The sequence below is a fragment of the Nonlabens sp. genome (assembly GCF_965660805.1).
GTDB lineage: Bacteria > Bacteroidota > Bacteroidia > Flavobacteriales > Flavobacteriaceae > Nonlabens.
Map to the genome: position 1 here is coordinate 1 of NZ_CBFIBE010000020.1, position 8682 is coordinate 8682.

The 8682-nt window shown below is 37.5% G+C and carries 9 protein-coding genes; 4 read left to right on the top strand and 5 right to left on the bottom strand.

What is annotated here, in order from left to right; translation table 11 throughout:
• The 3 genes from ACTF48_RS06545 to mnmA form a co-directional block, all read right to left on the bottom strand.
• The coding region (locus tag ACTF48_RS06545) for an NAD(P)H-dependent flavin oxidoreductase (protein WP_438962349.1) at nt 1-856 on the bottom strand (856 nt) is incomplete at its 3' end.
• Between the two features lie 483 nt (nt 857-1339).
• Nucleotides 1340-2923, bottom strand: a complete 1584-nt coding sequence (locus tag ACTF48_RS06550) for a S8 family serine peptidase (protein WP_438962350.1) — start codon at nt 2921-2923, stop codon at nt 1340-1342.
• Nucleotides 2924-2932: 9 nt separating this feature from the next.
• Nucleotides 2933-4111, bottom strand: coding sequence for a tRNA 2-thiouridine(34) synthase MnmA (gene mnmA, locus ACTF48_RS06555; protein WP_438962351.1), 1179 nt, complete (start codon nt 4109-4111; stop codon nt 2933-2935).
• 193 nt (nt 4112-4304) lie between these two features.
• Here mnmA and ACTF48_RS06560 point away from each other — a divergent pair, with 193 nt between their 5' ends.
• From ACTF48_RS06560 to ACTF48_RS06570, 3 genes are all read left to right on the top strand, one after another.
• The gene (locus ACTF48_RS06560; RefSeq protein WP_438962352.1) at nt 4305-5267 is read left to right on the top strand and encodes a fasciclin domain-containing protein; all 963 of its coding nucleotides are present in this window, start codon (nt 4305-4307) and stop codon (nt 5265-5267) included.
• 105 nt (nt 5268-5372) lie between these two features.
• The gene (locus tag ACTF48_RS06565; RefSeq protein WP_438962353.1) at nt 5373-5831 is read left to right on the top strand and encodes a transcription elongation factor; all 459 of its coding nucleotides are present in this window, start codon (nt 5373-5375) and stop codon (nt 5829-5831) included.
• Nucleotides 5832-5833: 2 nt separating this feature from the next.
• On the top strand, nt 5834-6292 hold the full coding sequence (locus ACTF48_RS06570; protein WP_438962354.1) for a DUF1569 domain-containing protein: 459 nt from the start codon (nt 5834-5836) through the stop codon (nt 6290-6292).
• A 7-nt stretch (nt 6293-6299) separates the two neighbouring features.
• Here ACTF48_RS06570 and ACTF48_RS06575 read toward each other — a convergent pair whose 3' ends face one another.
• Nucleotides 6300-6656: a hypothetical protein gene (locus ACTF48_RS06575; protein WP_438962355.1), complete on the bottom strand. Its 357-nt coding sequence runs from the start codon at nt 6654-6656 to the stop codon at nt 6300-6302.
• Between the two features lie 92 nt (nt 6657-6748).
• On the opposite strand from ACTF48_RS06575, the gene rluF reads away from it, so the two are divergent.
• Nucleotides 6749-7507: a 23S rRNA pseudouridine(2604) synthase RluF gene (rluF, locus tag ACTF48_RS06580; protein ID WP_438962356.1), complete on the top strand. Its 759-nt coding sequence runs from the start codon at nt 6749-6751 to the stop codon at nt 7505-7507.
• A gap of 293 nt (nt 7508-7800) precedes the next feature.
• Here rluF and ACTF48_RS06585 read toward each other — a convergent pair.
• Nucleotides 7801-8682, bottom strand: an 882-nt coding sequence (locus ACTF48_RS06585) for a T9SS type A sorting domain-containing protein (protein ID WP_438962357.1), incomplete at its 5' end; no start/stop codon positions are given.

Below are 8682 nucleotides of genomic sequence, written 5' to 3' on the forward strand. Positions count from 1 at the left end.
TAAGTCCAGATACTTGACCTATTTCTAATTCGCCTTCTATCAGGTCGCCTTCAAACATTCCTTTTTTAGCACGAGCACGACCTAATAAGGTTTTAAGATCCTCCTTGCTAGGACCAGTAGCATATAAATCCTGAACATCTTGCCAAAACTTATTACGTATCAATCGTACTGGCGCCAGTTCTTTTAGCGTTAAATGTGTATCGCCTTCTTGTGCGTCTACTACGGCATTTTTAAAAGCTAGATGACTACTAGCTTCGTGAGTTGCCACAAAACGACTTCCTACTTGTACACCATCAGCGCCTAGTGTCATGGCTGCTAGCATAGCTCTACCAGTAGCAATTCCACCAGCGGCAATTAAAGGAACTTCTAGTTGCTTTTTTACCATAGGAATTAAAGTCATGGTAGTGGTTTCCTCGCGGCCATTGTGTCCACCAGCTTCAAAACCTTCGGCAACTACGGCATCTACTCCAGCGTCTTGCGCTTTTAAAGCAAATTTCACAGAGCTTACTACATGCACCACTTTAATTCCATGATCCTTTAACCGTTGGGTATAGGTCTTGGGATTTCCTGCACTCGTAAAAACAATAGGAACTTTATGAGCTATAATCATGTCTATGATCTCCTCGATATTAGGATATAACATAGGAACATTCACACCATAAGGTTGATCTGTATGCTGTACGATTTTCTCTAAATGCTCTTTTAAAACATGCGGATACATAGATCCAGCACCTATCAATCCCAGTCCGCCAGCGTTACTTACTGCACTTGCTAGTTTGTAACCACTTGCCCATATCATTCCTCCTTGAATGATGGGATATTTTATATTAAATAATGATGTGATTCTGTTTTCCATAGTTGCTTGTTGTTACTTGCAAATTTAGTGGAAAACGAGAAGTTTTAAGGTTTCAAAATCTTACGTGTTTCAACCTCTCCTGATTTCACTTGGACAAGCCAAGTTTAATCTGTCCTCTCCTCATCTGAGGATAGGAGCCTCTTGTAGTATTCAGATTATAGAAATGAAATGTTTTTTGACAGACTCAAAAAGCCACTTTAAAAGAGCTATTCAATTCTTGAACTTGTAAAATATATACTCCAGAGATTAAGAAATTCACGTCTATGGCTTGTTCATTTTTGCCATTACCGCAATAACAAACCAAAAAACAAATAGATACAAAACACCCTTTGCCTATCGACATTTCCCTCAAGGGAAAGACTTTAAAAAATTATTGAAAATATAGATCACCTTAATGTTGCGATAATAACTATTACCGTAAACTCAAAAATTCCTTCCCTTGAGGGAAGGTTGGGTTGGGTGTTTGCTTAATAACAAATCAATCTAAAAAGAAATTTTAACAGACTTCCCTAATTCTTCTATTCTAAGGATGTAGATTCCAGGATTAATACCACCTAAATACATAGGTGTTTGATCTTCTAATGTTCCATCCCACAAGAGCTGTCCCTTGAGATTATACAAACTGACTGAGACCGCTGGATGCTTTTCAGGAAGTTCTAGGAACAGATTCTTATCTTTAGTGATGTAATAATTGAAATCCCCATTTATTGCAATTTGCTGATTGCTAAGCGTATTAAACACTGCTCCAAAATCTGGAATCCCATAGCCGTAATCATTATTTGGTGTATTGAAGTTGTCAGCGCTTTGTTCTACGGTAGTAATAATTTGTTGTGGTGTAAGATTAGGAAAAGCTTGTAATAAACAGGCCATAGCACCGCTTATTAATGGAGCACTATAGGAAGTTCCACTTCCAGAAACTAAGGTTCCATTCTCATTTATTAATGCTGTCCCACTTCCTTGTGCCATCACATTGGGCTTGAGTCGGTTATCTGCGGTAGGTCCTATACTTGAAAAACCTGCTTTTTGTAAACTGCTATTCACTGCTCCTATAGAAAAAGCGCCATCGGCATCGGCAGGAGCGGCTATGTAGGGATGGTTTGTGCTATTACCAGAATTCCCTGCGCTCACCACTACGATCATTCCTTTTTCACTTGCCACATTTGCTCCTCGTGAGATAAAAGCCGATTGCCCATCCATGTCTGCATAAGTTAAATTTTCATTGGCATTATCAAAAGTCAAATAACCCAGCGATACATTCATAACATCTACTCCTAGTGAGTCAGCACGTTCTGCCGCGGCTACCCAGTAGCTCATTTCTACAGGTGTTTCTGTTGCGGCATCTTCTGTTCTAAAAAGATAGTATTGCGCATCTGGCGCGCTGCCTTGAAAGTTTCCTGTCTCCTGTGCTGCCATAATACTTAAAACTCTAGCGCCATGCCAGTGATCGCCATAAAAACTATTATTTCCAGCTACAAAATCGTAACCACCAGCGATTCCATTATTACCTCTTAATTGAGAAAAACCTGAATGAGTATCTACATTAGGAAAGCCACTATCAGTCACCGCAATAGTTACTCCAGTTCCGGTATTTCCTGAGTTATGCAATTCATCCAGACCTATCATATCGATTTGGTTAGTAGCACTTCCATAAGTTAACGGTGGTGTTGTGGTCTCTACAAATTTATCTCGATAGGGTTGTTGTGCCATTTTAGTAGGGTCTGCAAAATCTACACGGTCAACAAAACTTAATGATATCAAGGCGTTAATATCTGACTCAAAACCAGTTACGTGTACACAATTGAACCACTTAGATTGTGTTTTATAAGTGATTCCTGCTTGAGCTTTAATTTGAGCAACATAGTTTTGATTCATGGGAACATCACGAGCATCAATGCTAATTCCGTGTCTGGTTTTGCGCTGTATTGCTTTTTGAGTCAGTATGGTGCTGGGATTAGCTATACTGCTACTCACATTGGGTTTATCTGTAAAATAAATCCATGCGTGGAGTTCTTGGGAATACGCTTTCGCGAAAGCGAGATACATCAACACACAAATAAAAACTCTCATAACTGCAAGTTAAGCAATTACACCAGAACCTAAACACTCATTATCACGATACCAAGCAGCAAACTGACCGGGCGATATGGCACTTTGTGGTTCTTTAAAGATCAAATAAGCTCCATTTTCTGTAGCATGAAGCATGGCAGGTTCTAAGGTCTGTCGGTAGCGTATTCTTGCCATAACCTCCATAGACTTACCAGTTTCTAGCGCTAGATCTTCTCTGATCCAGTGCAACTCAGACTGGTCTATAAAGAGCCCACGACGGTACAATCCAGGATGCTGTTTTCCCTGTCCTACATATATAGTATTAGTCTCCACATCAGTCTCGATCACAAAAAGTGGTTCTGGTGTTCCTCCTACGGCAAGCCCTTTGCGCTGGCCACGTGTAAAGTAATGCGCTCCTTGATGTGTGCCTAGTTTTTTACCTTCATGTGGCTGGTAATGTCGCTTTCGCGAAAGCGTAATTACCTCATCTTCTTCACGGTCAACAGCTGCTTTTTCTATACTTACCTGAGCAGGTATTTCTATAATATCACCATTTTTAGGCTTTAATTGTTGTTGTAGAAAATCTGGTAAGCGCACTTTACCTATAAAACATAATTCTTGTGAGTCTTTCTTTCCAGCAGTGATCAAGTTCTGGGCTGCAGCTATTTCACGCACTTCAGGTTTTTGTAAATGACCTATGGGAAAAAGTGTTTTGGCAAGTTGTTCCTGAGAAACCTGACATAGAAAATAACTCTGATCTTTATTCCCATCTGCGCCACCTATGAGGTGATGGATTTCTTTACCGTCGATGATCGAAGTTTGTTTCTGGCAGTAATGACCCGTTGCTACATAGTCTGCTCCTAAGTCCAAAGCTATGTCCATAAACACGTCAAATTTAATTTCACGATTACACAGCACATCAGGATTAGGCGTGCGACCACGTGCATACTCGTCAAACATATAGTCCACGATGCGCTCCTTATACTGATCACTTAAATCTACGGTCTGAAAAGGAATACCTAGCTTATCTGCCACCAGCATGGCATCATTAGAATCTTCTAGCCATGGACATTCATCACTTATGGTAACGCTGTCATCGTGCCAGTTTTTCATAAATAGCCCGATCACCTCATGACCTTGCTCCTTTAAAAGATATGCTGCCACGCTTGAATCTACTCCACCAGAAAGTCCTACTACTACTTTTGCCATAGTGCAAAAATACTGGTTCTCTACAATACTATAAGCCGTTATTAAGTTGTTTTTATCTATTAAGACTACCTCATTATTGATAGTGATAAGAAGTGATTTTAATTTTGTTTAATTTATTTAACAAACCATTAAACAAATATAAAAACGCTTGAGTGTATTTTTGAAAAACAAATTCCCAAACAAATTTTAATCTATGAAAAAGCAATTAACAACTTTAAAATGTATAGCTCTAGCGGCTATAGCTCTTACAACCGTATCTTGCGAAGACAGTGATGATAATGGTAATATTATCGATAATAATAATTCCATTTCAGACATTGTAGATGATAATCCTACTTTTACCATTTTAGATAATGCACTAGAGAGAACCGGACTGGATCAAACACTAGATCAAGCTGGTGGCACGTTTACGGTTTTTGCACCTACAGATACTGCTTTTCAAACTTTTCTTAGTGCAAATGGTTTTGCAACTATAGATGATGTACCGGTAGTTTTATTAAGAAACACATTGCGCAATCACGTATTAAGTACTGTCGCTATGTCCACTGACTTATCAGACGGCTATGTTAAAACAAATGCTACAAACGAAAACAACGATTTCTTAGATTTATATATAGACCTAGATGGTGGTGTATTCTTAAACGGTGATGCTGAGGTAACCACAGCTGATGTAAATGCAGATAATGGTGTGATACACATAGTAGATGAAGTTATAGCTTTACCAACTGTAGCAACTCTTGCTGCTGCAAATCCTAACTTTGATAACTTAGTAACGGCTCTTACACAAGAAAACTTAGTAAGCACTGTTGCTGATCCTGCTGCTACATTAACCGTGTTTGCTCCACTGAACTCTTCTTTTCAATCTCTTATAGATGCTGACCCTAACGATTCACTTACAGATATTAACGCTATACTAGGTTTAGCTAATTTATCTGATATACTTACCTACCACGTAGTTTCTGGTGCTGCGGTAAGAGCTGAAGATATTACAGATGGTTTAATCGTAGATCCTCTAGGACCTGGAACTTTTACTATAAACACCACAAACGGTGTGGTAATAACAGATGCAAATTCCAGAACAGTTGAAGTTATTGTAACTAATGTTACGGCGATTAACGGAGTAGTTCACGCTATAGACAACGTGTTACTACCATAAACTTTTAGGTTAGTGATAAAAAGCCTCATCGCCTTGTGCATGGGGCTTTTTTGATTTTAATAGTTCCATGATTAGATTGTTTACTTTTACAACTTACTTTTATTTATGGATTCTATTACTTTTAAAAATAAGGTGCACCAGCACTGCCGTGAGATTCTAGAAGATCGCATGATTACCATTCATAAGAACCTAGATAGACTCATGGACTCTAAACGCAACGAAACTAAAAGTAGCGCTGGAGATAAGTATGAAACGGGCATGGCCATGATTCAAAATGAAGAAGATCTTTTTAAAAGACAACTGGCTGATACTTCTAAGATCCTAGAACAGTTCCAGAAGATAGATGCTTCTAAAAAGTGTACCCTAGTAGAACCTGGAGCTATGGTAGAATTACCAGCTGGATGGTTTTACATAAGTGCTGGAATGGGAAAAATCGTGGTTGAGGATGAAACTATTTTTTGTATTTCTTTACAATCTCCCATAGGTGTTGCCTTAAAACATAAAAAAGCAACAGATATTATTAGTTTTAATAACCAGAAATTTACCATTAAAACTATCTACTAATAATGGAACGTTTAAAAGACCAACTTGAGGAAATCAAGAAGCTTATAGCAATGGGGCCTATTCATAATATAGCGGTATCTCAAGTGAACACATACTGGCACCTAGATCATACGTTACAGGTTATTCATGGAATTCCACAAGCTCTCAAAGATTCTGACCCTAAAGCATATAGTCCCAAATTTTCTTTTGTAAAGTTTATGATTATGACCTTTAAAAAGATTCCTAGAGGAAAAGGTCGTTCTCCTAAACATATTATGCCAGAAGGAAACATCTCTAAAGAAGAACTAAACCAGTGGCTTACCAGCGCTAAAGAGGATCTAAAAAGCATAGAGAATCTCGCATCAAATTGCTATTTTGAGCATCCCTTATTTGGACACTTAAATGTAAAAGAGGCTGAAAAGTTTTTATGGATACACACGCATCATCATTTAAAGATCGTGCGTGATATGATAAAGAATTAGATTTAGGTTACTCTTCTTCTTCTATTTTAGGAACAAACATTTCTTTGCGTTCCAGGAGTTTTTCTGATATTTTAAATTCTGCACTGTAGTTACAAGTTTTATCCTCGTAGAAGTTTTCATAAAAAGCACTTTTCAACCATCGCACATCAGTAGCTTTCTTATTGAATTGATCATGAGAGGTTATTTTCAATACCTCATCATCTTTCCACACGAGCATTTTATAAGCTCCTACTCCATTATCTCGACATCTCACGATAAGCTGTTTAAATTCTAAGGCTTCAAAAACATAGATTCCATCACCTTTTAAGGTATAGTTCAGGTCTTTAAATAAAATTTGAGTTAAGAATTGTTCTTGTGGTGTCATAATAAAGATTGAGTAGCAAAGGTAAGTTGAACCACTCACTCAATAAGCTCTTTAATTCATAAAATATAAACACAAAATCCTACCTTTGTGCCATGTCTGAAAATAAAGGAACACGCATTAATAAATACCTCAGCGAGCAAGGATTTTGTTCTCGTCGAGCGGCCGATAAACTTATAGAACAAGGACGAGTGACCATTAACGGCGCTGTTCCAGAAATGGGAACCAAAGTACAGCCTGAGGATAACGTAGCGGTAGATGGCGAGGCTATTTCTAAGAAAAAAGAGAAACCCGTTTACATCGCTTTTCATAAACCTACAGGCATAGTTTGTACCACAGATACTCGCGTAGAACCCGATAATATTATAGAGTTTATTAATTACCCTACGCGCATTTTCCCTATAGGAAGGCTGGATAAAATGAGTGAAGGGTTGATTTTCTTAACTAATGATGGCGACATCGTTAATAAAATATTGCGTTCTAGGAATAATCATGGTAAAGAATATATCGTGACGGTAGATCATAGTATATCTAGCGATTTTATTAAAAAAATGGCAGCTGGCGTACCTATTCTAGATACCGTGACTAAGAAATGTGAAGTAGAGCAAATAGGTCGTAAAACTTTTAGAATCGTTCTCACGCAAGGTTTAAATAGACAGATACGCCGCATGTGTGAATATCTAGATTACCGTGTCACTAAGTTAAAACGTATACGCATCATGAATGTGGAACTAGATATTCCTAAAGGAACGTACAGGGATTTAACTCCAGAGGAACTGAAAGAGATTTACAGACTCACAGTAGATAGCACCAAAACTTATCATGAAGAAAACAACATCGATGAGGTAGATTAACCATTTTCAAATAAGCATAAAAAAACCTCGATGATTGATTTCATCGAGGCTTTTTTATACTTATCCTACAATCGATTTAATACCGATTTGTTTATTTTAAATGCGGTATAATACCAAAAACAAAATGGCTTTATACCAATTTATGTTTCTAATGCCGTATTCTTAATTTGAATTATTTTTTGACTAGATGATAAAGAAAATTAAAGCATAGCCTAAACTACGGTTTCATTTTATTTTGAAATATAGACGAAAAAGAAACGAATTATATGTGACATTAGGAATGTAAATTGGTATTACTGTTTCACCAGTTTTGAAGTGTACACTTGATTACCATTGCTCAACTCTGCAATATAGATACCAGCTGGTAAGTTGCTTACATCTATTTGAGAATTATTATTAGTCAGCTTTCGCGAAAGCGTAATTCTACCTCTGACATCATATAACACTAGCTCTGCATTTTCTATTGTTCCATGCTCTAGGTTCACCTGTACCATTCCAGATGTAGGGTTAGGAGATAATTGGAAATTTACTAGCTCTGGCTCATCTATACTCAATGGTGTCTGGAATGTAGATGTAAATGTGTTTGTAATAATAGGTGGATTGAAGTCAAAATAGATCTCAGCCGTATTAGGAATTACTGTTCCTTCACTGAAAACATTAGGTTTAATTCTAAAATACACATGACCATTTGCTCCTACTGGATCACTAGTACTGTCTGGTAACATGATGTTATCAAAATTCCAGATCACCTGATCTTCCATGCGTGTCATTACATATTCATGACTAGCATCTAGCATTTCTATGGTGCTCCAGTCCAGCTGTGCGTCTAATGTATCTTCTATACGCACGTTAATCGCACTAGCTGTTCCAGTATTCTCAAAACGGATTCTATAGTAAAGGTAATCACTTGAATCAAACTCTGCTGGAACGATGAATGGACCGCGTGATTCCATCTTATCATTAGGATCATAACTTCCTATAATGACTTGGGTATCTGTATTGCTATTATTACTAGGTGTTACATCACTAGCTAGTGGTGTAATATCAACCGTATTTGTCAACAAATCACCTAGCGCTACTACGGGTAGTAATGGTACTTGAAATTCAACAAGGAACGATCGTTGTTCAAATAATAGTAAATTAGTATAATTCAAATCTATACTGGTTGCATTTAC